At 64.3% G+C, this 23775-nt stretch carries 17 protein-coding genes; 4 read left to right on the forward strand and 13 right to left on the reverse strand.

The window, feature by feature from the left end:
* Positions 1-538 precede the first annotated feature (538 nt).
* From Q0996_RS04540 to Q0996_RS04555, 4 genes are all read right to left on the reverse strand, one after another.
* On the reverse strand, positions 539-1324 hold the full coding sequence (locus Q0996_RS04540; protein ID WP_299616492.1) for an IclR family transcriptional regulator: 786 nt from the start codon (positions 1322-1324) through the stop codon (positions 539-541).
* An 18-nt stretch (positions 1325-1342) separates the two neighbouring features.
* On the reverse strand, positions 1343-2704 hold the full coding sequence (locus Q0996_RS04545) for a TRAP transporter large permease (protein ID WP_299616494.1): 1362 nt from the start codon (positions 2702-2704) through the stop codon (positions 1343-1345).
* Between the two features lie 11 nt (positions 2705-2715).
* Positions 2716-3384, reverse strand: a complete 669-nt coding sequence (locus Q0996_RS04550) for a TRAP transporter small permease (RefSeq protein WP_299616496.1) — start codon at positions 3382-3384, stop codon at positions 2716-2718.
* A gap of 96 nt (positions 3385-3480) precedes the next feature.
* Positions 3481-4716 carry a TRAP transporter substrate-binding protein gene (locus Q0996_RS04555; RefSeq protein ID WP_299616498.1) on the reverse strand — a complete coding sequence of 412 codons (1236 nt, stop codon included), beginning with the start codon at positions 4714-4716 and terminating at the stop codon, positions 3481-3483.
* A 111-nt stretch (positions 4717-4827) separates the two neighbouring features.
* Here Q0996_RS04555 and Q0996_RS04560 point away from each other — a divergent pair, with 111 nt between their 5' ends.
* On the forward strand, positions 4828-6432 hold the full coding sequence (locus Q0996_RS04560; protein WP_299616500.1) for a GMC family oxidoreductase: 1605 nt from the start codon (positions 4828-4830) through the stop codon (positions 6430-6432).
* 300 nt (positions 6433-6732) lie between these two features.
* The gene (gene xsc / locus Q0996_RS04565; RefSeq protein WP_299616502.1) at positions 6733-8511 is read left to right on the forward strand and encodes a sulfoacetaldehyde acetyltransferase; all 1779 of its coding nucleotides are present in this window, start codon (positions 6733-6735) and stop codon (positions 8509-8511) included.
* Between the two features lie 56 nt (positions 8512-8567).
* Here xsc and Q0996_RS04570 read toward each other — a convergent pair whose 3' ends face one another.
* From Q0996_RS04570 to Q0996_RS04605, 8 genes are all read right to left on the reverse strand, one after another.
* The gene (locus tag Q0996_RS04570; protein WP_299616503.1) at positions 8568-9740 is read right to left on the reverse strand and encodes an adenylate/guanylate cyclase domain-containing protein; all 1173 of its coding nucleotides are present in this window, start codon (positions 9738-9740) and stop codon (positions 8568-8570) included.
* A gap of 198 nt (positions 9741-9938) precedes the next feature.
* Positions 9939-12350, reverse strand: a complete 2412-nt coding sequence (locus Q0996_RS04575; protein ID WP_299616505.1) for a hypothetical protein — start codon at positions 12348-12350, stop codon at positions 9939-9941.
* A gap of 275 nt (positions 12351-12625) precedes the next feature.
* Entirely contained in the window at positions 12626-14605 is a 1980-nt protein-coding gene (locus Q0996_RS04580) for a PAS domain-containing sensor histidine kinase (protein ID WP_299616507.1), read from the reverse strand.
* A 156-nt stretch (positions 14606-14761) separates the two neighbouring features.
* Positions 14762-15757: a peptidoglycan-binding protein gene (locus Q0996_RS04585; protein WP_299616509.1), complete on the reverse strand. Its 996-nt coding sequence runs from the start codon at positions 15755-15757 to the stop codon at positions 14762-14764.
* A 192-nt stretch (positions 15758-15949) separates the two neighbouring features.
* Positions 15950-16291, reverse strand: a complete 342-nt coding sequence (locus Q0996_RS04590) for a cytochrome c (RefSeq protein ID WP_299616511.1) — start codon at positions 16289-16291, stop codon at positions 15950-15952.
* Positions 16292-16386: 95 nt separating this feature from the next.
* Positions 16387-17643 (reverse strand): PQQ-dependent sugar dehydrogenase, encoded by a 1257-nt coding sequence (locus Q0996_RS04595; protein ID WP_322096637.1) that lies wholly within the window; start codon positions 17641-17643, stop codon positions 16387-16389.
* Between the two features lie 191 nt (positions 17644-17834).
* Positions 17835-18683, reverse strand: a complete 849-nt coding sequence (locus Q0996_RS04600) for a hypothetical protein (protein WP_299616512.1) — start codon at positions 18681-18683, stop codon at positions 17835-17837.
* Positions 18684-18860: 177 nt separating this feature from the next.
* Complete coding sequence (locus tag Q0996_RS04605; RefSeq protein WP_299616514.1) at positions 18861-19298, reverse strand: YbaN family protein; 438 nt, start codon at positions 19296-19298, stop codon at positions 18861-18863.
* A gap of 292 nt (positions 19299-19590) precedes the next feature.
* Between Q0996_RS04605 and Q0996_RS04610 the strand changes: the two genes are divergently transcribed.
* A complete protein-coding gene (locus Q0996_RS04610) occupies positions 19591-20298 on the forward strand; it encodes a DUF3313 domain-containing protein (RefSeq protein WP_299616516.1) in 708 nt (235 codons plus the stop codon).
* Positions 20299-20601: 303 nt separating this feature from the next.
* The gene (locus tag Q0996_RS04615; protein ID WP_299616518.1) at positions 20602-21879 is read left to right on the forward strand and encodes a division plane positioning ATPase MipZ; all 1278 of its coding nucleotides are present in this window, start codon (positions 20602-20604) and stop codon (positions 21877-21879) included.
* On the opposite strand, the gene Q0996_RS04620 is transcribed toward Q0996_RS04615, so the two are convergent.
* Entirely contained in the window at positions 21839-23728 is a 1890-nt protein-coding gene (locus Q0996_RS04620; RefSeq protein ID WP_299616520.1) for an SLC13 family permease, read from the reverse strand. The two genes, Q0996_RS04615 and Q0996_RS04620, sit on opposite strands and share 41 nt — an antisense overlap.
* Positions 23729-23775: the final 47 nt, after the last annotated feature.

A 23775-nucleotide genomic window follows, 5' to 3' on the forward strand; every position in this document is an offset into this window, starting at 1 on the left:
GACTGTCGTCCCGGCACTCGTTGCCGGGGCCCATTGTCATGGCTAGCCATTCGTGCGGTCGTAGAGATTATCCCAGTCCGGATTGCCGCGCGCTGATGCCATTGGGTCCCGGGGTCAAGCCCCGGGTCGACAGCCTTGTCTATGGTTGGTGGGTTTCATGTCCTGACGACAGTCGAGAACGCTATAGGCCCTTCTCGGACCGTCACCCGCGGACCTGCGCGACCGACCTTATACGAAACCGATGACTGTCGTCCCGGCACTCGTTGCCGGGACCCATTGTCCTGGCTAGCCATTCATGCGGTCGTAGAGATCATCCCAGTCTGGATTGGCGCGCGCTGACGCCATTGGGTCCCGGGGACAAGCCCCGGGACGACAGTCTTGTCTATACCTGGCTTGTCTATAACTTGAGTGTTGCATGTTTTCACGGCACCGGCCCGCTACCCCACCCGACCACCCATAGGATACCGGTGCAGGGTGGCCGGGTGGGGAGTGGGCCGGAACCGATTCGACGTAAGTCGAAAGCGCTATAGAACGGCCGCTACACGTCCTCGATGACCAGCCGCGACAGTTCGCCGGCGGCCCGGTGCAGGTGGTCGAGATTGGCGTAGGCCCGGTCCAGGGTCAGGCGCTGGGTCGGCGCGTGGAAGGAAAGGGTGGAGAGCAGCCGGCCCTGGTCGTCGCGGATCGGCACCGCCAGGGCGATCATCCCCTCCATGAACTCCTCGTTGTCCTGGGAGTAGCCCCGCGCGCGGGTGCGCTCGATCTCCTCGTTGAGGCGCGCGCGGTCGGTGATGGTTCTGCCGGTGCGCGCCTCCAGGCTCGCGGCGCCGAGGTAGCGTTGCAGGTGCGCCGCGTTCAGGGTCGAGAGATACATCTTGCCGCTGGCCGTGCAGTAGAAAGGCACATGGGTGCCCACCGGAAGCTGGATGCGCAGCGGCCACTTGGTCTCGACGCGGTCGAGGTAGATCATGGCATCGCGGTCGGGCACGGCGATGTTGCAGGTCTCGCCGATCTCCTCGGCCAGGGCGTTGAGCACGGCCAGGCGGGCGGTGCGCACCCTTAAGGAGGAGAGCACGTTGGTGGAGAGCTTGCGCAGCCGCCGGCCGGGCGTGTAGGAGCGCCCGTCGAGTTCGCGCTGGAGGAAGCCCTCCGCCTCCAGGGTCGCGAAGAGCCGGTGGATCGTGGGCTTGGGCAGGCCGATCCGACCGTTCACCTCGGTCGGCGTGACCGGCACGCCGACCTGAGCGATCTCCTCCAGGATCAGCAGCAGGCGCAGATTGGTCGGAATCGTGTCGCTCTTCTGCTCTGGCTCGACGATGGTCACCTTTCTCCTCCGTCACCCTCAACGATTCGGCAGCAGGATCGTCGTCAAGTCAGGCGTCATGGCGACGATGAACCAGACTGCAATCAGCGAGAAAAGATAGGGCACCGTATACCTTAGCAGGCGGAAGTAAGGAACGCCCGTCACCCCGCTGGCGACATAGAGATTGAGGCCATAGGGCGGCGTAACGAAACCGATGGAGGCGCCGACCAGGAAGATCACCGAGAAGTGGATCGGGTCGACCCCGACCGAGGCCGCGATCGGCGCCAGGATGGGGGCAAGGATGATGGTGACAGGCAGGCTCTCCAGGATCATGCCGGAGACGAAGACGATCGCCATGGCGGTGAACAGGACCGCGTAGTAGCCGCCCATGCCGGTGACGAAACCGCCGATCACCTCCTGCGCGCCGAGCAGCGAGAGAATCTGCTGCATCACCACCGAGACGGCGATCAGCGGCGCCAGAATGCCGGTGATCTGGGCCGAACGCATGGTGATCGCGGGAATCTCGGTCAGCTTGAAGCCCTCGACCACCAGCATCTCGCTGTAGCTCTTTTCCACGGGCGGCCGGTTGGGGTCCATCGACCCCATCATGCGGTAGAGCGGCAGCGAGATCACGCCGACGATGATGCAGAAGCCGACGGTCACGCCGGCGGCCTCGGTCGGCGAGAATTTGCCCGTATAGATCCCCCAGAGGACCAGCCCGATGGCGAAGAAGCCGAGCCAGGCGCCGAAAGCGGTCTTCAAGACCCGGTTGAACTGAAGGGAGATCAGGTGTCCCCAACCGTTCATGCGGCAGATGATCCAGCAGGCAAGTTGCATGCCGAAGACCATCATGGCGCCGGGAATGATACCGGCAACAAAGAGATCGGAGATCGGCAGGTTGCACAGGTACTCGTAGACGATGAAGATGAGCGACGGCGGGATGATGATGCCGACGGTGCCGCCGGCAGCCGCCGTCGCCGCCGAGAAGCGTTCGTCATAGCCGCCCTTAACCATCTCCGGGTGCAGCATCGATCCGATGGTGGCGGTGGTGGCGGAGTTGGAGCCCGAGATCGCCGCGAAGAGGCCGCAGGCGCCGATGCTGGCCATGGCCAAGCCGCCGCGCAGCCAGCCGAGGCAGGAATAGGCGAAGTCGGAGAGTCTTCGGGCAATGCCCGACTTGTTGATCAAGTCACCCGTCAGAATGAAGAGTGGCATCGCCAGCAACGCGAAGCCGTCGGTGAAAACGTCGGACAGCGCGGCGCCCACGTTGTCCAGTGTCATGCCGAGTACGAAGCTGCAGCCGATCACCCAAAAGCCGATGACCAGAAAAACCGGCACGCCGAGCATGAAGAAGATCGTCACGCCGATGGAGATGAGGGTGACCCAGGTTCCGTCAGTCATAGCGCGCGCCCCTATTCGCCGCCAATTACGGCTTGCTTGAGCAAGGGCTCACCGGAACGGAAGTTGCCGATGTCCTCGAGCAGGTTTTCCAGAACGCGCGCGGCCATGAGAACGAAACTGATCGGCACGGTGAGGAGGAACCACCACTGCAGCACATTGTCGGTGCCCAAGAGGATCTGGAAATTGGCGGCCGAATTGGCGGTGACGCGGGCCGCGGTCACAACGACGATCCAGCAGAAGGTCAGCCAGAGCACGGCATCCAAGGCCAGACAGAACATCTGGCCGGCCCGCGGCATCTTGAAGCGGAATTCGTTGAAGGCCAGATGGGTGCGCAGCCGAACGTTATAGGAGCAGCCGAACCAGGTCATGATCAGGAAAAGGAAGGGTGGGAGGGTGGTCGACCAGGGCACCTGCTCGTTCAGGACGAAGCGCCGGAACACCTCGACGAAGATGATCGCGCCGATGATCAGGTAGGTCCAGACCATGACACTGCGCTCCAGGTGCCGGTCGACCAGCGGCACGAGGCGGTAGATTGCAAGAACCGCTGCAGCCCCCAGAAGCGTGGCGACCAACCCGATCAGCCAGGCTCCTTCCTTGCGCATCGCTTCGCTGATCATCCAGGCGTCGTTCGTGAAGAAGGCGCTGAAGATCGCGCCGGATTCGGCAAGCAGGGACCCCATTGGTTTTCCTCCAGCGGCGCCGGTTCATGCCGGCTTCCGTCGCTTATTGAGACCGGGCGGCCGCTTGCGGCGACCGCCCGTCATCTTTGCCGAGAATCAGGCTGAACGCCACCAGCGCCGCGGCTCGACGTTCTCCGGCAGCATGTCGGCCGGAATCTCGCGTGCCACCTTGTGGATCTCGGTGTAGGTGTCGAGGCCACCGGACCAGTTGTTGAGACGCTCGCGCCACTGGGCCCAGGGCTCCGGATTGAATTCCGGCGAGCACATCTCTTCGGCCATCTTGATCTGGTCAGGCGCCAGGAATGCCGGACGCACATCGTTCTCGGCGAAGATGGTGCCGGGCAGCTGCGGATCGGAGAACCCGACCGTTTTCACCAGTGCCGCCTCGTTCGCCGCCTGAACGTGAACCTGCGCGAGATAGGCCGATTCCATCACGGCGTCCTGCAGATGCGGCTCCAGGCCATCGAAGACCTTGGCCGACATCGCGGTGTGCTCGGTGCCGCAGAAGAACTTCAGATCGACCGACTGGGAAACCACCGGCGCCATATTGGCGTAGGCGACGGCCGAGGCCCAGGTCTCGGCGCCGTCGATCAGGCCCTGCTTCAGACCGTCGAGGGTCTCTTCCCAGGCGACCGGCACCGGATTGAGGTTGAGAAGCTGCATGGCGATGCGGCCAAGCTGCGTGCCGGTGACCCGGTTCTTGGTGCCGAAGAGTTCTTCGAGCTTGGTGACCGTCGGCTTGTCTTTTGCGTTGAGGCCCAGCTGGATGCCGCGCAGCTCGGCGTGGGAGAAGAGGAACTTCAGGCCGTGACGCTTTTCCAGGGGATCGCGCAGGACCTTCTGACTCGCCGGGCTGTAGAGGAAGTAATACTGCGAGGCCCGACCCGGGAACATGAAGGCATAGTCGAGGATGTTCAGATAGGGCGCGCCGCCGGCGGAGTTCTGAGTCGAGGCGGCATAGATGTCGACGATCCCCAGCTGGGTCTTCTCGACACAGGAAAGCTGGCCGCAGATCTGGTTGTCGCCGATGAACTCGACGCGGATCTCACCCTCGGTCCGCTCTTCCAGATCGCGCGAGAATTCGAGACAGCCGGCCCGCTCGATCAGCAGGTTGCGGGCGTTGAAGCCGGCCGCGCCGAACTTGAGGGTGTGCTTGGCCTCCTTGGCAAAGCGCTTCTGATAGGTCGACTCCGCGGCGCGGGCCAGCGAGGTGAAGCTCACCGCGCCGCCCAGGCTGCCGGCGGCCAGGAGGGTCGAGGTGATACCGAACTGGCGCGTGAGCTTCAGGAGATCGCGGCGCGACACGCCCGTGAGATTTTCCGAGACCTTCATGAATTCCTCCCGTTCTGATTTATTAAAAATGAGACTTGTAGTCTCAAAAAAAGCATACTACGGTTAAGAATGCAAGCGCGAAAGCGCCAATTCGGGAGGGATTAACATCCAATGGTTGAGCTGGAGGCCGATTATATCGTTGTCGGTGCCGGGTCGGCCGGCTGCGTCCTGGCCAACCGGCTGAGTGCCGACCCCTCGGTGCGGGTGATTCTCCTCGAAGCCGGCGGGCGCGACCTCAACCCCTGGATCCATGTGCCGGTCGGCTACTTCAAGACCATGCACAATCCCAGCGTCGACTGGTGCTACATGACCGAGCCGGACCCGGGGCTGAACGGCCGCCGTCTCGACTGGCCCCGGGGCAAGGTCCTGGGCGGCTCCTCGTCGCTCAACGGGCTGCTCTATGTCCGCGGCCAGCGCCAGGACTACGACCGCTGGCGCCAGATGGGCAATCAGGGCTGGGGCTGGGACGATGTCCTGCCGCTGTTCAAGCGCGCCGAGGACCAGGAGCGCGGTGCCGACGACTACCACGGCGTCGGCGGCCCGCTGACGGTGTCCAACATGCGCCTGAAGCGGCCGATCTGCGATTCCTGGGTCGCCGCGGCGCAGAACGTCGGCTATCCCTTCAATACAGACTACAACGGCGCAGAGCAGGAGGGCGTCGGCTACTTCCAGCTCACCGCCCGCAAGGGGCGGCGCTGTTCTTCGGCGGTTGCCTATCTCAATCCGGTGAAGAAGCGGCCCAATCTGGAAATCGTCACGCGGGCGCATATCAACCGGGTGGTCATCGAAAGCGGGCGGGCCGTCGGCGTCGCCTATCTCGACCGGGCCGGTCGGGAGCGGATTGTGCGCGCCAAGGGCGAGGTGATCCTTTCGTCCGGTGCCATCGGCTCCCCTCAGATCCTCATGCTCTCCGGCATCGCCGAGGCCGAACACCTGAAGGCGCAGGGGATCGACGTCCTGGCCGACCTGCCGGGCGTCGGCAAGAACCTGCAGGACCATCTGCAGGCGCGCCTGGTCTACAAGTGCAACGAGCCCACCCTGAACGACGAGGTGCGCAGCCTCTACGACAAGATGCGGATGGGCCTGAAGTACTTTATGTTCCGCGCCGGGCCGATGACCATGGCCGCCAGCCTCGCCACCGGCTTCCTGAAGACCCGGGCAGAGCTGGAGACCCCGGACATCCAGTTCCACATCCAGCCCTGGTCGGCCGACAGCCCGGGCGAAGGCGTGCATCCCTTCTCGGCCTTCACCATGTCGGTCTGCCAGCTCCGCCCCGAAAGCCGGGGCGAGATCCGCCTGAAGGACCGCGACCCGAGGAGCTATCCGGCGATCTACCCGAACTATCTGGCGACGGAAACCGATCAGCGCACAATCGTCGACGGCGTGAAGATCGCCCAACGGATCGCCAAGCAGGCGCCGCTCTCCAGCAAGATCGCCAGCAGCCATCAGCCCGCCGCGGCGGTGGAGAGCGACGACGATCTGCTGCAGTGGGTGCGCGACACTGCGACGACGATCTACCACCCCACCGGCACCTGCAAAATGGGCCCTGACCCCCAGGCTGTGGTCGATGCCCGACTCAGGGTTCACGGAATCGGCGGGCTCCGTGTTGCCGACTGCTCTATCATGCCGGAGATCGTCTCGGGCAACACCAATGCGCCGGCGATCATGATCGGCGAGAAGGCCAGCGACATGCTGCTCCAGGACCGCCATGCCTGAGTGCTGGCCAGAGCCACGCGGCTGGCTCCATAGGGCCGTTTCATCTGGCTCTTGGGGCCGGTCGGCCTCTGCCGTATATCATGGCCGCAGAGGCCGCGGGCACGGGCGCGGCCGTGGGGCTATGGGTACGGTAGGATTTTATGGGGCGATGCCCGGCAGCCGAGTGTCTGCCGTCCGCCCAGCGACACCACATTTCGCCGCAACGCTGGCCTGGCCGGGCCCGATACGCGGCGGCGCTATTCGACACCAGGGTTTGCGCGCAGGCGCGCGCAGCGGTTCCGCAGGGAAAGGATCTCAGAGATGAAAATGACCACGGAAGAAGCCTTTGTGAAGGTTTTGCAGATGCATGGGATCGAGCACGCCTTCGGGATCATCGGATCGGCGATGATGCCGATCTCGGACCTCTTCCCGGCGGCCGGCATCACCTTCTGGGACTGCGCGCACGAGACCAACGCCGGCATGATCGCCGACGGCTACACCCGGTCGACCGGCAAGATGTGCATGGCGATCGCCCAGAACGGGCCGGGCATCACCAACTTCGTGACGCCGATCAAGACGGCCTATTGGAACCACACGCCGATGCTGCTGGTGACGCCCCAGGCCGCCAACAAGACCATCGGCCAGGGTGGCTTCCAGGAGATCGAGCAGATGGCCCTCTTCGAGGACATGGTCTGCTATCAGGAAGAGGTCCGCGATCCCGCGCGCATCGCCGAGGTGCTGAACCGGGTGATCGAAAAGGCCTGGCGCGGCTGTGCGCCGGCGCAGATCAACGTGCCGCGGGACTACTGGACCCAGGTAATCGACATCGAGCTTCCCCAGACGGTGAAGCTGGAGCGGCCCTCCGGCGGCCGCGAGGCCATCGCCGCTGCGGCGCGGCTGTTGTCGGAAGCGAAGTTCCCGGTAATCTTGAATGGTGCCGGCGTCGTCATCGGCGGGGCCATCGGTGCCTCCAAGGCCTTGGCCGAGCGCCTCGACGCGCCGGTCTGCTGCGGCTATCAGCACAACGACGCCTTTCCCGGCTCCCACCCGCTTTCGGTCGGGCCGCTGGGCTACAACGGCTCCAAGGCGGCCATGGAACTGATCGCCAAAGCCGACGTGGTGCTGGCGCTGGGCACCCGGCTCAACCCCTTCTCGACGCTGCCCGGTTACGGCATCGATTACTGGCCGAAGGACGCCACCATCATCCAGGTGGACATCAACGCCGACCGCATCGGCCTCACCAAGAAGGTCACCGTCGGCATTCAGGGCGATGCGAAACAGGTGGCCGAGGCGATCCTCGAGCAGCTCTCCGATACGGCGGGCGATATCGACCGCACGCCGCGCCGCGAAATGATCGCCGAGACCAAATCGCGCTGGTTCCAGGCGCTCTCCTCCATGGACCATGAGGACGACGATCCGGGCACCAACTGGAACGAGCGTGCCCGCAACCGCGAGCCGGAGCGGATGTCGCCGCGCATGGCCTGGCGCGCCATCACCGCGGCCATGCCGCGCGAAGCGATCATCTCTTCCGACATCGGCAACAACTGCGCCATCGGCAACGCCTATCCCTCCTTCGAGGAAGGCCGCAAGTATCTGGCGCCCGGTCTGTTCGGGCCCTGCGGCTACGGCTTCCCGGCCATCCTCGGCGCCAAGATCGGCTGTCCCGATGTGCCGGTGATCGGCTTTGCCGGCGACGGTGCCTTCGGCATCTCCATGAACGAGATGACGGCCTGCGGGCGTAATGACTGGCCGGCGATCACCATGGTGATCTTCCGCAATTACCAGTGGGGCGCCGAGAAGCGCAACACCACGCTCTGGTTCGACGACAACTTCGTCGGCACTGAGCTCAACCTCGGCGTCGAATACGCCAAGGTGGCGGAGGGCTGCGGCCTGAAAGGCGTGCAGGTGCGGAGCATGGACGCGCTGACCGAGGCGCTGAGGACTGCGGTCAAGGAGCAGATGGAGGACAACGTCACCACCTTCCTCGAAGTCGTGCTCAATCAGGAACTGGGCGAGCCCTTCCGCCGCGATGCCATGAAGAAGCCGGTCTCGGTTGCCGGCATCAGCCGCGAGGACATGCGCCCGCAGCAGGTCGCCTGAGGAAAGCAGAGAGCGGCGGCCGATGTATTCGGCCGCCGCATTCTCCTGAGGCCCTTTCAGCCGGGGACGAAGATGTGCTCCGGCTCCGTGAAGCCCTTCAGGTCGAAACGGCCCCGGTCCGTTAGGCGCTCGCTCGCTTCGGCGGCGGCACCGGCGCTGAGGCGCACCGCGCCAAGCTCCGCGTCCTTGATGTTGCAGAGGCGGGCGGCGCGGTTCACCGGTGCGCCGATCACCGTGAAGTCGAGGCGCTCGACCGCGCCCACATTGCCGAAGACCACTTCGCCGAAGTCGATGCCGACCCGGTGGCGGAGAGCCGGCGAACCGCCGTCGGTCTTCTTCGCCAGGGCATCGGTGGTGGCCAGCGCCGCCGCCAGGGCGGCGTCGCAGGGGTTGGCATAGGCCTCGGTGTCGCTGGGAAAGATCGCCAGCACCGAATCGCCGATGAACTTCAGCACCTCGCCGCCGCGCGCCAGAATGTCGCTGCAGACCGTGTCGAAGTAGCGGTTCAGCAGGTCGATGATCTCCCGCGGCGAGGCTGCGGCGTAAAGCGTCGAGTAGTCCGCGATGTCGGAGAAGAAGACGGCGCAGCGGATCACCTGCAGGTCGCCGCGGTGGATCGAGCCGGCCAGCACCTGCTGGCCGGCGCGCCGGCCCACATAGGCATCCAGGATGTTCCCGGCGACCCGCTTCAGCGCATAGATCTCCGCCAGCCGCGCCAGCGGCACGGCGACCCGTTCCAGCGCGGAGATCTCCTCCACAGAAAAGCCGGTCGGCCGTTTTGTGGCGAATCCGACCACATGGCACTTGCCGTCGGTGAAGGGCAGGGGCAGGGCGAGATAGTCGGTGAAGCCCTCGCCGTGAAGCTCCTGCAGAAGGGGAAAGGCGTCCTCGGCGGGCCTGGTCTCGAGACGCTGGCGGAAGGCGGCACGGCTCTCGATGACCTGGTTCACGGGACTGTTCAGATAGATGGCGTCGCTCGGCGTGCCCAGCGGCGCCTCGGAAATTCGCACCCCGCGGCCTTCCTCCCAGAGCATGCGCCGGCCGTGAACGTTGGGATGCAGGGTGCTGACCAGCACCGACACCCGCGCCACCGCGACGCCCGCCGCCAGCAGCCGCTCACAGAGCCCCAGCAGTACCGCATCGGGTTGCGCGGCGCCAGGCGCACCGGCACGGAGCCAGTCTTCTGGGGACTGGGGCGTTGCTTCGCCCACACCAGCGCGAACCGTCATGGCTTCCAAGATCTATCGACCAGCATTTGGACCACTGAATCTAGCATCGGGTGGCGGTCAATGTGCAACACCGGATGTACCTGAATTGGTCCGGAGAACTGGTCGTAGGATGTCGGGGAAGACGAGCGAACGGAGACTGCCGGAGATGTCGATCTGAATCAGGGATCGCTCGACATCTCCAAGGCAGTGTAATGGGATCTAGCTGCCGGAACCGACAACGACTGCCGGTCGGGCCACCGAACGGTTCACTACGGCGACGTTGGTTGTGGACGCCGTTCCGATCTTCTTCTTCGCCTTGTCCTCCGCCGTCACGGTGACGGTGAGGGTCGTTCCCGCGATGAGATTCCTTAGCGCAATGTTATGCACCCGTTCTGCGCTTGAGCGCAGGAAGCCGTCTTCGCCCTCGAAGGAAGGAGCGCGGACGACATCCGCGCCCGTGATCGAAACCAGATACTTGTGGGGGGCGATCTTGTTCTCGTCTTTGTCTTTCTTGCATCCGCTGTTGCGCTTTACGGCCACAGCGAGGGTCCCTGTACCTTCGGCACCGATTGGGAGAACCTTGGTGCTGGTCGATATGAGATAAGGCTGGCAGTCCGTGGCTTTTTCTGTCTTCTCAGTGAATAGAACATTCTTGATGACAAGCTTATTGTCTGTGACCAGCCCAGAACCGTTCGCGGTTTTCGCTGTCCATGGACCTTGCTTCTGCCGGACAACAATACAATGGTTAACTTCTGGATCAGTAAGTGAAACTCCATGAATCATTCGAGCTTCTTTCTTTTTCTTCTGAGGCAGGTTCTCGAAGACTGCAGTGATCTGCCGGTCGGTCGTTGTAACGGCGCTGGATAGTATGCTGGCAAGAAGATCGCCCTTGGCGGCCATGCCACACTTGTCCTTTGTTGTCTTCGTTATCCTCCACACTAGGTTTAGAGTCTGTGCTGATAACCTGTACGGTTGATTGATCGCTGCGGTTGCTTTCGTACCCTCTGCAACAACGAACACAGTCTGCTCCGCTGTTTCTTTGTCGTTGGTCAGGCTATCGGGAAGCTGGCGAGGCAGGTCGAAGCTGAGAAAATCGCGACTAGTCAGATCGGCATAGGCAATCACAATTTCCGCCCAGAGATTGGGCAGTTCGTCCATGTTGAATTTTCTACCGCCTATTTCGGGTTCGAGGCAGTCTTGGACGTGCTTTCTGAAAAGGGGATAATCACCTTGTTGGACCGGATCGGCGAGGCGCCCCCTCACGAAATCTGCAAACGTCTCTTTGCTGCCGCATTGGTGTTTTTGCGAGCGCTCCCTCCATGACTTGCTCAGCTTGAAGGTGTCGCCAATTGCGCCAAGGCGCGCGATGGTTGATTTTCGCCCCTCTTGCGGCAGCGCCGTTCCTTTGGTCGCGTGCCTCAAGGTCTGACTTGAGAACACCTCGACTTTGCCGAACTGGCAGTCGCTAGCCTCTATTTTGGACGGCTTCTTTACGAGCAACATGAGCGAGATATTCTGCGTGCGCGGAACCATCTCGAAGTTGGCGTCGTCGACGGTTCGCCGGGCACCAATCCTGATGCGCAGGACGTTGTCGCCTGCACGCGTAACCGTGAAGAGGCCGTTCAAATCGCGTCCAAAGGCACGCTCGAGCCTTTGATCCAGATTGCTGAGGGCTGCATTGACGCCGACATTTAGAACTGTTGCCTGAAGCGCCAGAGCTAGTTCCCGAAGCAATTCCGACGATCGGGCTTCGTTCCCGAGTTCTAGGTTGTCAGTGACGAGAAGGGGGATGACGGGGGCGGGGATTGGCTGAGCGCACTGCTTATCGGAAAGCGCTTTGTCTAGGGCCTCGTTATTCTTGTAGTTAAACCGATTTATGAGAGAAGGATTTGCACTGTCGTCGCTCTTGAAGAACTCCGAAAAGAATGCGAAGTCGGCATAGATGTCATAGGGTAGATTGCGTCGGAGCGGGAGTGCGGCAAGCTGCAACCGCACGAAATAGGGTTGGTAGCCAAGCCGTCTTGCAGGATTGGCCAAATAGCGGTTCAAGATCTGGACCTCCTGGTAAAGTGAGGTCGCGTTCTGGTATCGCAAAATCGGATCTGTTCCGAATTGGATCGATGTTGTCGGTGGTTGTAGGGCCGTCGGTGAAACCTGATTGGCAGCCGGTAACTCAGGGACGGTGCCGCTGGCAGACGTGCTGGTTTCTGTCGTGCTTTGGGTGCCCGTTGTTTCAGGAAGTCCCTCCGCTGGTATCGTTGTTGTCGCCTGGGACACCGCTTCAGAAATGGTAGATGAGGTCGGCAGGCCCAGGGCTAGGCGAAGCTGCTGAGCCCTACGGACCGCTTCGTCAAACGAACTCGTGACCGGCAATGATTGCTGCAGCGCATCCGCCGTTGTCAGCTGGAACTGTGGCTGGATCGCCGCAACAAACTCTTCCCAAGGCGCGACAGTGATCGGTGCAACATGGGTTGTCGCCGCTTCTGCGGCGTTTCTTGGTACACTCTCCTGAAAGATCGGCCAGTTGTCGGAGCATCCGGCAAGCGCCATGAGTGCGCAAACGCCAGCGAAGGATCTTAGCGCAATCCACAATGATTTGTTGCTATTTCTGGATTTTCCCTGTCGTGCCATGGCTCGAACTCCCCCTCGAATTTCTAAGTATGATAGTGCCCGCTATGCGGGAAGTTCTACAGAAATTTTGTTATCTTGAGTTAGCGTTGAGCCCGGTGTGCCAATGACACAACGGACATGCAATCCGAGGCCCCCGCTCGTGGACAGGGTTGGACCCATCGTTGCCGCGCCAGTGTCTTTGAGAAGACTGGTAGTGGGAACGGTCTAAGATTACGTTGGATGGTTTTCGAGGATGGGGAGCGGGGCTTTGGTCACCTCAGCCCGGTCGGCTGCCGCTACTCCGCCGCGCTGGTGACCTCGGCCGAAGAATCTTCACGCTCGGCTCTTTCGTGGACGCTGCGCTCGGCGGGCAGGTGCAGGGTGACGGTGGTGCCTTCGCCGGGTTCGCTTTCCAGCTCCAGTCTGCCCTGGTGCATCTCGATCAGCGACTTGGTCAGCGGCAGGCCGAGGCCGGTGCCCTCGTATTTGCGGTTGAGGGCGCCGTCCACCTGGCCGAACTGGCGCAGCGCCTCGGGGATGTCCTTGGCGGCCATGCCGATGCCGGTGTCGCGCACCTGGAAGACATAGCCGCCGTCGTCCCGGCACCAGATCTTCAGGTCCACCGCGCCGCCCTCGTCGGTGAACTTCACCGCGTTGCTCAACAGGTTCAACAGGGCCTGCTTCATCTTGCGTTCGTCGGCGCGCAGCTTGGGCAGTCCGTCGGCGCCTTGGAAGACGAGCGCGACCCCGGCCTCCTCGGCGCGCTGGCGGATCACCCGCAGCACCGACTGGGCGATGGCGCCGGCCTCTACCACGTCCTCGTGCAGCTCGCTGGCGCCGGCCTCGATTTTCGAGAGATCGAGGATGTCGTTGATCAGGGAGAGCAGGTGCTGGGCGGCACCGAGGATGTCGGTCAGGTATTCGCGCTGCTGTTCCGAGGTTTCGGCGTCCGGCAAGGTCGCCCGCATCACCTCCGAGAAACCGATGATGGCATTCAGGGGTGTGCGCAGTTCATGGCTCATGTTGGCGAGAAACTCGGACTTCGTGCGGTTGGCCGCTTCGGCCAGCTCCTTGGCCTCCCGCAGGGTTCTTTGCAGCATGACCTCGGCGGTGATGTCGCGCCCGATCCCGCGATAGCCGCGAAAGCGGCCCTCGCGGTCGAAGGCCGGCGTGCCGCTGATGGAAAGCCACACCACTTCGCCGTCCGGCTTCTCGCGCGGATGGACGAAGCTGCGGAACGGGCGATGGGCGTGCAGGTCGCGCAGGTGCTGGTCCCAGACCTCGGCATCGACCCCGGGAATGCCGGTCTCCTCCCGCGTCTTGCCCAGCAGCTCGCGCTCGTCGACCCCCGTCACCTCGGTGAAGCGGTCGGAGAAATAGGAGAAGCGCAACTTGCGATCCATCTCCCAGAACCAGTCGGAGCTTGACTTGGCGAAGTCTCGGAACCGCTGCTCCTGCTCCAGCAGGTCGCTGCGCCGCAGGTCGGAGAGGCGTTCCAAAAGGGCGTTGAGGACGGAAACCGTCTCGCCGATCTCGTCGCGCGAGCGGATGTCCAGCCTGTAGCGGTCGGCATGTTCCGGGTCGCCGTGGGCGGCAGTCAGGTTGCGGTGGATCGCCAGGACCGGGGTCAGCACCTCGCGCCCCAGGATCGCGATGGTCGCCGCGGAGACGAAGCTGGCGACGATCAGCACAAGCAGGCCGATGCGCAACAGAAAGGCCCAGAGTTCGCGATCGATCTCCGCCGTGCTGAGGCGCGCCGACATGGCGAAGGGCAGCGCGGTGGATGATGCCGGCCAGAAGATCGAGAAGGAGCCGTCGCCGCGGTCGAAGCGCCGGTGGACCTTCGGTCCTTCCTGCCCCACCTCGGCAATACGGGGGTCTGCGCCGGCGGCCGGGTCGCGGCGGACCGGGGTATCGCCTGGGCCCGCCACTTCGGGGATCAGCAGGACGGGATCGCCTTTGGCGGTGAGACGCTGGCCCTCGGGATTGTATAGAGCGAGCCCGACGACGCCGATCCTTTGAAAGGTCTGCCAGCTTTCTTCCAGCAGGACGTCCAGGCTGTCGTGATCGTGCAATACGAACGACAGCTCCGCTGCGGTCAGGACATCGCTCTGGACCGAATCGTAGAGCTTGGTCTTCAGATTGAGGTAGGAGGGAATGATGATCGCGGCTTCCACGGCGAAGATGCTCAAGGAAACCAGCAAGGCGATCCTACGGCTAAGCCGGGCCTTCAACAGCTCGAAGGTTTGCGCCAGCAACGGAAAGCGCATCGTCATGCAAAGGGCCCTGCCGCGACCGTGGTTGTGACCTTTGTATGAACTCAGCCTTCATAATTGGTTAATCAAAGGCGCTAGATGCAGCTAAGCGCATGTTCGAGAGGGCCCATAAGGGGACCATTTTCCTGACGCTTGCCCCGGCGGCGAGCCAGGTCCTTACTTGAGCCGCAGGCCACCGAATCCGAGACGCTTGGCGATGGAGAAATCCTCCAGCGCCAGGGCCCGCTCGCCCATCATTTCATAGGCGGTGCCGCGGTTGGAGTAGGCCCCCGCGAAGCGCGGGTTCAGGGAGATCGCCACGTCGAACTTGACCACCGCTGCTTCGTAGTCCGCGGCGGCGAGAAGCTGGCGCCCCTCCTCATTGAACTGCTTGGCCAGGTCGGCGCGGGTCAGGCTGCCGCCGGCCAGGGCGGAGCGGTAGGGCAGCAGTTCCGCGTCGATGCGCGCCCGCCGGGCCGCCGGGTCCTCGGCCGGCGGCTCGGCCGGGCTGTGCACGTCCGGATCGTCGAGCAGGTCCCGGTCCATGATGACGTCAGCGGGCAGTCCATCGGTCCGCGGCCGCACTTCGGTCTGCGCGGGCGTATCCGGGGGTGGCGCAGCCGCAGGTGGTGAAGCTGGGGGTGCCGGCGGCCGGGCGGCGACCTGGGGCGGATCGGCGTCCTCTGGCGGATCGGCGGCCTGCGTCGGCTCGGGATCCGGCGCGGTCTCTGGGATCGCATCAAGCGGCTTCAGCTTGGGCGGCACCGGCGGTGGCGGCACGACGATCTTTTCCCTGGCCTTGCCCGCGGCCGGTGGTTCGCCCTCTTCCGGCGCAGCATCCCCGGGGGCGGCCTGCGGGACATCCGGGGCCGTACCCGGCTCTGCCGGCTGGTCGTTGCGCAGCGAGGCAAAGGCTGCGGCGACGCCGCGGAGCTCCGCCAGGAGCTTGCGGCTCGGTTCCGGCGGGCCGCTCAGCAGGGCGAAGTCCTGATAGCGTTGGATCGCATCGACGGTCGCCTCGTCCACCACGCCGTCGACAGGGCCCGGGTCGAATCCGAGGTCGCTCAGCAGGCGCTCCAGTTCCTGCAGATCGGATTCGGTCAGTGTTGGTTGGGCCAGCGTCGCCTGGGCCAGCCGGATCTGGCTTGGCGCCGCTGGTACAGCAATAAACATCAGAGCAGCCGAGGCAAAGACGGCAGCCCCGAGCCGGCGCAGACTTCCATGCATCCGGGCATTCTAGTTGATTTGCAGTGGCAGGCCAGCACGCGAAAGGCTTGATTCTGCCCCTTTTGGCTGAGTTGAAAAGGCCTTGATGTGGGTCGAATCGGCGCCAGTCCGCGCCCGCCCGGCGCCGGGAACCCCAAGCTATTCCGGCAGGGTCGCCGTGATTTCGATGGAGGCGTACCAGGCCGCCAGGTCGGCCATGTCCTGATCGCTCAGGTCCTTGGCGATCACCGTCATGATCTCGTGGGTCCGTTTGCCTGAGCGAAAGGCCTTGAGCTGGGTGACCAGGTAGATCTCGCTTTCGCCGGCGATGTGGGGGGCGATGGGGATTTTGGCAATCCCGTCGATGCCGTGGCAGGTCTGGCACTGCCGCGCTTTCTTGCGCCCGGCCGCAGCGTCGGCGGCCTCGCTGGGTAAGGCGGGAATGCAGAGTGCGGCGGACATGGTCGCGACTAAAGTGAAGGATACAGCAGAGCGTTTCATGGCGCTGATGGGTCGGTTCTCGGCGGGCAGGTGTTGCAGGAAGCGGCGGCCGGACCGAAGGAAGCCCGGCCGCCCAGTGCAGGGACCATGCAGCGCTAGTTTTCGTAGGAGATGCGGTAGAGGGCGCCGGCCAGATCGTCGGAGACCAGGATCGAGCCGTCGCGCAGTTGCGCCACGTCCACTGGCCGGCCGAGATACTCGCCGTTCTCGTCGATCCAACCCTCGGCAAAGGGCCGGCTTTCGCCCACCGATCCGTCCTCGTTGATGGAGGTGAACATGACCCGCGCACCCACCGGTGTGGTGCGGTTCCAGGAGCCGTGCTGGGCCGAGAAGATGCCGCCGCGGTACTGCGCCGGGAACATGCGGCCGGTGTAGAAGGCCATGCCCAGATCGGCCGCGTGGGCGATCATGTTGACCGCCGGCATCACGTTGTCCGCCGGCGGCTCCGAGTTCGCGTACTCGTTGGTGCGGGTATCGCCGCCGCCGTACCAGGGAAAGCCGAAGTGCTGGCCCATGGCGGTCTGTCGGTTCAGTTCGCCCGGCGGGATGTCGTCGCCCATGCCGTCGACCTGGTTGTCGGTGAACCAGAGCTCCCCGTTGGCCGGATTGAAGTCCATGCCCACCGAGTTGCGGACGCCGTAGCTGTAGACCTCACGTCCGGTGCCGTCGCGGTTCATGCGGATGATGCCGCCGATGCCGGTCTGGTTATAGAGACCCATCTTCTCTTCGGGGAAGACGTTGAAGGGCTGTCCCAGGGAGATATAGAGCTTGTCGTCGGGCCCGATGCGGCAGACGCGGGCGGTGTGGTTGTAGCTCTCTTCCTCCACCGGAACCAGCTTGCCCTGGGGCACCACGTTGAAGGCTGCCACGTCCGGGCTCTCGTAGAAGAACTCGGCGGCCGGATAGACCAGAACCCGGTTCTGCTCGGCGATGTAGAGGAAGCCGTCCTTGGAGAAACAGGGCCCGTTGGGAATGGCAAAGTCGATTGAGGGCGCGAAGCGCTTGACCTCGTCGGCCACCCGGTCCTTGTTGCGGTCGGTCACCGACCAGACGTCGGTCTTGCGGGTGCCGACGAAGGTGACGATGCCCTGAGGCCCGACCGCCATGTGACGCGCGTCCGGAACGATGGCGTAGAGCTCGATCTTGAAGCCGGGGGGCAGCTCGATGCGCTTCAGCGTTTCGCGGATCGCTGCGGCGTTGTCGCCGCCTTGCTCGACGAATTCGATCTCCGTCACGCCGGTCGTCTTGAAGGCGCTGAGCTTCTCCAGATTGCTCTGTGCCAGCGCGGGCGCGGCGAGCAGCATGGCAGCGACAGAAACGGCGAGGGACCTGGCGGGCATGACTGTGAACATCACGGTATTCCTCCCGTAGTTTCTTATGGTTGTGCTCCTAGCCTATCGGGATCGATGAGGGGCAGGTAGTAGACCGGTACTACGTTTCGGCATTCGCGGAAGCGCTGTTTCGCGGCTGAATGAGTTCGGGAGGAACAGCGAGGGCCCGGCTCAGGAGAGCCGGGCCCCTCACGCTGGATCAGGCGGCGCGGTTACCGGACGAGGCGCCGGGTCGCTGCCGGGGGCGGGCAGTCGTAGGGGCATCCGCCGGGCGCGACCAGGGCAGGGACCGGCCGCTTTGGTGCCTGCTGGACCTTTACGGTGGCGGTATTGGCGCGCTGGCGCAGCAGCCTGCCGAGCGGCCGCTGCGGTGCAACCGCAGCTTTCATCGCCGGGGTCTTGAGCTGCAGGGCCGGTGCAACCCTCACACCGCCTAGGAGCTCATAGCGCACCCGGGTCATGGGGCGCATGTGGCCATCGTCATCGGTGCTGTCGTAATAGAGGAACGGCAGGCCGGAGCTGGGCTGGCTGGGATCGCAGCTCGCATAGAACTCGGTGCGGCTGTCGAGCACCTTGTCGAGGCTGACGTAGACCGGCCCGCTGGTGCCGGCATCTTCCAGCGCCTCGCCGCCGGCATCGACCACGGCGTCGAACTTCCAGGGCTCCTGCTCCAGCTCGTAGGACCAGGTGTTCTGGTCGAAGGCCACGTCGCCGGGGCCAACGATTTCGAAGTTGTAGTTCACAACGTCATCGCCCTTGACCCGGATGCCGGCCTCGTGGACGCCGTAGCCTTGCGGGCAGTTCACCGTGAAGCGCAGCTTGATGAACTTGTTGAAGCTGGTGCCGACGGCCTCATAGCCGCTGCTCGCCTCGGCGAGGTTGAGGTGCCCGGTGAAGCCGGAAGTCTGCTTCAACTGGGCGAAGTTGGTGTTCTGGCCACCGGGAATGGCCACCGATTCCGCGCCCGTGTAGGGGCCAGCCTGGGTGAGGCCGGTGGTGGAGAGAAGCACGGCAAAAGCCGCTGCCAGGGCCTTGGGCCGGGAGAAACGGGTCTGGGTCATGGGGCTATCCTTTCCATCAGGAGACCGCGCCCAATTGCGGCGGGTTCACCCCTTGGGTCGGAAGGCGCCCGTCCAAGGTTCAATAAAAATCGGAATGGCGGTCCGGCGACCGGCCGGACCCATTTGCAGCCCAGCTCGGCAGCTCCGGTGGTCTGAAGGGCAGGCCGCCTTTGGGAGTTATCGGGGTTCGGAGGGCCGTGTCGCGACGTAGAGGGCGCCGAGCAGGATGAGGCCGAGCCCGACGCCGATGATCGTGATCGAAGACGAGAGCAGCACCAGGATCATGGCCGCCAGGAGCATGCCCAGATAGGCGGCAAGCTTGGACTTCGGTCTGATGACGCCCTGAGTCAGGAAGTCTTCGACCGCCGGGCCCACGCCGGGCCAGGCAAAGATCCGGCGTTGCATGGCCGGGCAGCTCTTGGCGAAACAGGCGGCGGCGGCGATCCAGAAGATCGTGGTCGGCAGGACCGGCAGGATCAGCCCGGCAAGGCCGATGACGAAAAAGCCATAGCCGGCACCGGTCCAGGCCCAGGCGAGTCGGCTGCGCGCGGCTTCCTCGGCGCTCTTTGCGCCGGCCCGGTTCCGGACCTCCTGTGCTGCTGCGTCGCCGTTCATGAGTCCTGACTGAATTTTGGTTCCGGTCTGCTGCCGGCTGCCCTGCCCGCGGGCGTCGAGAGTAAGATGGGCAAAGAGCTCAAATATTACCAATCGTTTCTTTAGATAGGGTTGATCTGCGCCACCGATGGTGGGGCGCAGGCGTAGAGGTTAAGGGCGCGCGGCTGCGTGATACGGTTGCCTGGCATGCCGTCGCATTTCACCTTGCTGCAGAGCTTTGCCCGGCATTTTGACGTTGCCAAGCGTGCTGGCGGGCGCTCATCTTGCGCACGCAGCAAGGGAGAACTCGTCTATGTATCGATCGGCCGTAATCCTCCTCATGACGCTCCTGGCCAGCGGTTGCGCGACCGTCGGCCCGCAGACACAAGAGGACAGCACCGCGATTCTTCCACAGGAGGTCCTGGCCGCCCTGGAACCGGGGAAGGGGGACTTCGCTCCGGACCAGGTCTATCGGACGGCGCAGGCATCCGCCGGCCGCTACGACAAGATTCTGCTCGATCCGCTGCTCTATTTTGCGCCGCTCGAGCAGATGCGCCTGGTTTCGCCCGGCGACCGCCAGGTGCTCCTGAACAACTTCTACATTCTCCTCAGCCGGGAACTGGCCAAGGACTTCACCCTGGTGCGCTTTCCGCAGGAGGGGGCGGCCCGGGTTCAGTTCGCGGTGCTGCCGGCCACCCCGGAGCCGGTCGCCATGGACACGGTCTCGATGGTGGTGCCGGGCAAGGGAGGTGACGAGGTGGTGCGCGATACCTTGGCCAGCCCCTTGCTGAAGGGGCGCGAATTCGTTGTCGAAGCCGAGTGGACCGACTCGCTGAGCGGTGCGGTCCTTGGGGCCACGGTGGATCGGCATTTCGGTCGGCAGGCGGTGGAGGGCGATCGGCTGAAGAGCTGGGCCGACGTCAATCGTGTGCTGCAGGACTACGCGGTCTTGATCCGCTATCGCCTCTGCCGCTTCCGCGGCGCAGCGGACTGCGTCTCGCCGCCGGACAGCCTGCGCTAGCGCCGCGTCCCGCCTGCGCGGCCTCGTTTGCCACGGACGGTAGCATGCCTTGGTGTGGACGCCCGCAAGGGTCGCGACCTGCCGGGGGCCGACACTGGTCTGCCGTGCCGACTCTTGGGGACTGATCCGCCAAAGCCTTGGTATTCAAGACATTAACCATCCCTGTTAACGAGGTTCACTCTTTAGGGTTATACTGCGCAGACGACTGGGGGAGCCGTCAGGCCAGGGTGCTTGACGCTGGCCTGGGCATTCGGCCGGTGTGGACTGGACTGACGGCGGAGACGTTGTTTGCAGGGGGACCGCTTGACCTTTCTCGGCAAGCTTGCCGGCGGTGTGCTGCGCGGACCGGGCTGGTCCCGTGATGCCCCGCTGGTCCGCGGCTGCCTCTCGGCGGCCGCTCTGGTGGCCGCCGTCGACGGCGATCTTTCGCTGGCCAAGCGCAATCGGCTGGACCAGATCCTCGACGAACTGTCCGGAATCCAGAGCTTCGATCTGCACCGTGCGCTGGAAGCCTTTCAGAGCGAACTGGACCGGATCCGCGCCGACGGCCGCGCCGGGCGCGCGGTGGCCATGGCTTCGGTGGAGCGGTTTGCCGGCGACCAAAAGGCGGTCGAGCTGATCTTGCGGGTTGCGCAGGCCATCGCCGTTGCCGATGGCGACGTGTCCCCCCATGGGCGGGCGATGATCGGCGAGATCGCCGGCGCCCTGGCAGTTCCCGTGCCCGACATCCCGAAAGTCGACCTGCCGATGCCCAAGGGCAGTGCGCGGGTCATTGTCGTCGGGAACGAAAAGGGCGGGACAGGAAAGTCGACGACGGCAATTCACATCGCAACCGGCCTGGCCATGGGCGGGCGGAAGGTGGCCTGCCTCGATCTGGACGGACGCCAGGCGACCCTGTCACGCTTTATGGAGAACCGCGCGGCCGCCACCGAGACCTCCAGCGACCGTCTCGTGATCCCCCGATACCAGCGCATCGAGCCCTCGCCGGCCGAGCAGCGGACCCAGGCCGACCACGAAGAGCGGGAGCGTTTCGACGAAGCCATGGCGGAACTGGAGGGCCAGGATGCCGTGGTCGTCGACACGCCGGGGCACAGCAGCCATCTCGCGCGTCTCGCCCATGCCCGCGCCAATGTGGTGATTACGCCCATCAACGACAGCTTCATCGACATCGATGCGCTTGCCGACATCGACCGCGAGCGCCGTCTCGTGCGGGCGCCCAGCAGCTATTGCCGGATGGTCTGGGAAGAGCGGGAAAGGCGCCGCAGCGAAGGGGGCAGCGGGCTGGACTGGATCGTCACCCGCAACCGCGTCGGCCACCTGGACAGCCGCAACACCCGCGAGATGGCGGCGCTTCTGGAGGTGCTGTCGCGGCGCATCGGGTTTCGTCTGCAGCCCGGCTTCAGCGAAAGGGTGGTCTTTCGGGAGCTGTTCTTCCGCGGCCTCACCCTCTTCGACCTCGCGGAGGACTCCGTCGCCCACAACGCCCGCAACAGCCTGCGCCGCGCCAAGCTGGAGGTGGAGGACTTTCTGTCGGCGGTCGCTAGCCCGGCAGATCGTAGTACCAGGGCGCAAACAGACTGAAAGCGATCCAGACCAGCAGGATCAACGGCATCCCGACCCGCACGAAATCCATGAAGCGATAGTTGCCAGGGGTCATGACCACAAGGTTGGTCTGGTAACCGATGGGCGAGGCGAAGGAGCAGTTGGAGGCGAAGATCACCGCCACCGCGAAGGGTTCGATGGGCAGGTTCAGGACATAGGCCAGGTCGACCGCGATCGGTGTGAAGAGCACCGCCGTGGCCTTGGTGCTGAGCACGTTGGACAGCAGTGCAAGAAGCAGGAAGAAGGCCGAGAGAATCTGGGCCGGTGAGGCACCGCTGAGCGCCGTCATCAGGGCTTCCGCCAGGAAGTGTGCGCCGCCGGTTTCCTGCATTGCCGCGCCCAGCGCCAGTGCCATGGCGATGGTCAGCACGATCTTACGGTCGAGCACCCGCAGGGCATCGCCCATGGAGAGAATGCGGGTGGCGATCATTGCCGTCGCACCGCAAAAGGCGGCGAGCGCGATGGGCAGGACACCGCTGGCCGAGCCCGCGATCACACCCAGGAAGATGATCGCCGCGGCGCGCTGGTGCTGTGGCGTCACGAGGGGCTGGCGCGACCATTCCATCAGCACGACGCTGCGTTCCCCGCGCAGCCGGTCGACGTCGTCGGGGCGCCCTTGGATCAGCAGCACGTCACCGTCTTTCAGGGGGATGCGGGTGATGCGTTCACGCAGCATGCGGCTGCGCCGTTCGATCCCCAGCACGATGCAGTGATGCTTGTAGCGGAAGCCGATCTCCTCGAGGGTGCGGCCGACGATCTCGGAGTCCGGGCGCACCATGACTTCCGCCTGGAGCTGATGTCCGCCGGTCAGCCAGGGTGGGGGCTTGCCTTCCTCGCCGGGCTCTTCGCCGGAGTGCTGGCCGCGGAAGGCATCGGCAACCAGTTCCGGATGCAGCAGCTCCGGCTCGCCCTTGGCGAGGTCGGCCAGGGCCGCGCGGGTCGCCGCGATCACCACCAGATCGTTGACCTGAAGGACGACGTCCTCGAAGGGCGGCAGGACGGCCTGTTCGCCGCGCTGGATCATCAGGATGGTGATGTCCCGCAGCTCCGGGAAGATGCCGCCTACCGGGCGGATCCCCACCAGCCGCGAGCCGGCAGAGACCGAGACCTGGGCGACGAAGTGGCGGCCCTGATCCTCGGCGCCGCCGTGATCCGTCGGGCGGTCCGGCAGCAGGCGCGGTGCCACCAGCAGCAGATAGGCAAGGCCGCAGCCGGCCAGCACCAGCCCCGGCACGGTGAAATCGAAAAATCCGAAGGGCTCTTCGCCCAGATCGTCCAGTTCCAGGGAGACCAGCAGATTGGTGGAAGAGCCGATCAGCGTGGTCATCCCGCCAAGCACAGAGGCATAGCTCAGCAGCATCATGTAGCGGCTGGGCGACTCGCGGAAGCGCCGGGTCAGGGCCTGCATGATGGGAATGAAGAGGACCACCACGGGGATGTTGTTCAGCACCGCGCTGGCGACCATCACGACGAGCAGGAGCAGCGTGACGGCGACGAAGGGGTTGGACTTGGTCCAATGAATGACGGAATTGGCGGCAAGATCCAGAACGCCGGTGCGCGTCAGGCCCTCGCCCAGAACCAGCAGCGCGAGCACGGCGATGAGCGCCGGGTTGGCGAAGCCGGAAAACAGTTGGCGCAGGTCCAGATTGTCGGTGCCGTCGGGGCCGAGGGCGGGAAAGAAATGGAAGAAGAGAATCAGCAGGGCGATGACCGACAGCGATGTCAGCTCGATGGAGACCGCCTCGGTGGCGAGCAGGCCCAGCGCGACGACGATCAGCACGAAGAGAAAGCCCATCTGGAAGGGCGCCAGGATATCGATGGGGATCATCGGTCGGGATCGGGCCTGGAGCGTGCGGAGTCCGGCGAAGGGTCAGG

This window comes from Pelagibius sp., from assembly GCF_028289705.1.
Taxonomy (GTDB): Bacteria; Pseudomonadota; Alphaproteobacteria; order Kiloniellales; family Kiloniellaceae; genus Pelagibius.

Excerpts from the sequence above, each read along its gene's own strand:
- Q0996_RS04545 (WP_299616494.1), bottom strand. The coding sequence starts at position 2,704 with ATGACTGACGGAACCTGGGTCACCCTCATCTCCATCGGCGTGACGATC.
- Q0996_RS04550 (WP_299616496.1), bottom strand. The coding sequence starts at position 3,384 with ATGGGGTCCCTGCTTGCCGAATCCGGCGCGATCTTCAGCGCCTTCTTC.
- Q0996_RS04555 (WP_299616498.1), bottom strand. The coding sequence starts at position 4,716 with ATGAAGGTCTCGGAAAATCTCACGGGCGTGTCGCGCCGCGATCTCCTG.
- Q0996_RS04560 (WP_299616500.1), top strand. The coding sequence starts at position 4,828 with ATGGTTGAGCTGGAGGCCGATTATATCGTTGTCGGTGCCGGGTCGGCC.
- xsc (WP_299616502.1), top strand. The coding sequence starts at position 6,733 with ATGAAAATGACCACGGAAGAAGCCTTTGTGAAGGTTTTGCAGATGCAT.
- Q0996_RS04570 (WP_299616503.1), bottom strand. The coding sequence starts at position 9,740 with ATGACGGTTCGCGCTGGTGTGGGCGAAGCAACGCCCCAGTCCCCAGAA.
- Q0996_RS04575 (WP_299616505.1), bottom strand. The coding sequence starts at position 12,350 with ATGGCACGACAGGGAAAATCCAGAAATAGCAACAAATCATTGTGGATT.
- Q0996_RS04580 (WP_299616507.1), bottom strand. The coding sequence starts at position 14,605 with ATGACGATGCGCTTTCCGTTGCTGGCGCAAACCTTCGAGCTGTTGAAG.
- Q0996_RS04585 (WP_299616509.1), bottom strand. The coding sequence starts at position 15,757 with ATGTTTATTGCTGTACCAGCGGCGCCAAGCCAGATCCGGCTGGCCCAG.
- Q0996_RS04590 (WP_299616511.1), bottom strand. The coding sequence starts at position 16,291 with ATGAAACGCTCTGCTGTATCCTTCACTTTAGTCGCGACCATGTCCGCC.
- Q0996_RS04595 (WP_322096637.1), bottom strand. The coding sequence starts at position 17,643 with ATGTTCACAGTCATGCCCGCCAGGTCCCTCGCCGTTTCTGTCGCTGCC.
- Q0996_RS04600 (WP_299616512.1), bottom strand. The coding sequence starts at position 18,683 with ATGACCCAGACCCGTTTCTCCCGGCCCAAGGCCCTGGCAGCGGCTTTT.
- Q0996_RS04605 (WP_299616514.1), bottom strand. The coding sequence starts at position 19,298 with ATGAACGGCGACGCAGCAGCACAGGAGGTCCGGAACCGGGCCGGCGCA.
- Q0996_RS04610 (WP_299616516.1), top strand. The coding sequence starts at position 19,591 with ATGTATCGATCGGCCGTAATCCTCCTCATGACGCTCCTGGCCAGCGGT.
- Q0996_RS04620 (WP_299616520.1), bottom strand. The coding sequence starts at position 23,728 with ATGATCCCCATCGATATCCTGGCGCCCTTCCAGATGGGCTTTCTCTTC.